This window comes from Plantactinospora sp. GCM10030261 (genome assembly GCF_042666615.1).
Lineage (GTDB): Bacteria > Actinomycetota > Actinomycetes > Mycobacteriales > Micromonosporaceae > KBS50.
The window spans coordinates 1-794 of the sequence record NZ_JBHTDD010000068.1 but is presented as its reverse complement, the minus strand read 5'-3'; the positions used below and the strand labels follow the sequence as shown (position 1 = coordinate 794).

Below are 794 nucleotides of genomic sequence, written 5' to 3'. Positions count from 1 at the left end.
TGCCAGGAATAGCGGCCCCACTGGACGATGAAGCCGTCGACGTCCGCGTCCAGATCCGGAACGAGACCCTCGATCTCGACGTCAAGGAACTCACGGAACGCTCGCCACGCCGCCGCAACGTCGGTCACGGCTGCCGGCTCCTGACCGTGCTGGCGCAGGATCCGCGTGAACTCGTCGACGCTGCGCCGCCACGGGACACCCATGCCCGTCATCAGATCCTCGGCCGCTTGAACCGCACATAGGCAGCGGTACGGGGTGCCTGCGGGCGGTGCGCCAGCCCGCCCACTACGCCGTCAGAACTGTGCGCAGGTCGCGGACGGCGTCGAAGGCCGGGTTGTCCCCGGCGGCGGCGTCCTGCCACAGCTCACACCATTCGGAGTCCGCGGCCATGATCCGGTCGAGGGCCCGCACCGCGAGTACCGCCAGCTCGTCGGGCAGATCGAGCCGGCCGCCGTCGCAGAGGAACTCTGGCGCGTACGGGGAGGTGATCCGCTGCCCGCCGGGGCGCTGCGCGGCCACGAGCGCGGCTGCGGCGATCGCCTCGCAGGCGATGTCGGCGTCGAGGTAGCCGTCCTCGCCGGCGGCCCGGCTCAGCGCCTCGCGGACCATCGCCGGGCGCTGGGCCGCGTCGGCGTCGTCGAGGTCACCACACCAGTCAGCGGCAGTGTCGTTGTCGAACGGTCCGCTGTCCCAGGTCCCCACGAAGCCTCCCAAGATCGGATGCGTGGCATTCTCGCACCGGCCACCGACAGGACCCCAGCGAACACGAAGGCGGCTATCGTGCCCGGATGGCG

2 protein-coding genes are annotated in these 794 nt (G+C 71.2%); both read right to left on the bottom strand.

The genetic code is table 11. From position 1 onward, the window contains the following. Window positions 1–212 (bottom strand): hypothetical protein (locus ACFQUZ_RS32360; protein WP_377449112.1); only part of this gene is annotated, 212 nt, incomplete at its 3' end. A 73-nt stretch (window positions 213–285) separates the two neighbouring features. Further along, window positions 286–702, bottom strand: coding sequence for a DUF4259 domain-containing protein (locus tag ACFQUZ_RS32355; RefSeq protein ID WP_377449110.1), 417 nt, complete (start codon window positions 700–702; stop codon window positions 286–288). Between the last annotated feature and the right edge of the window lie 92 nt (window positions 703–794).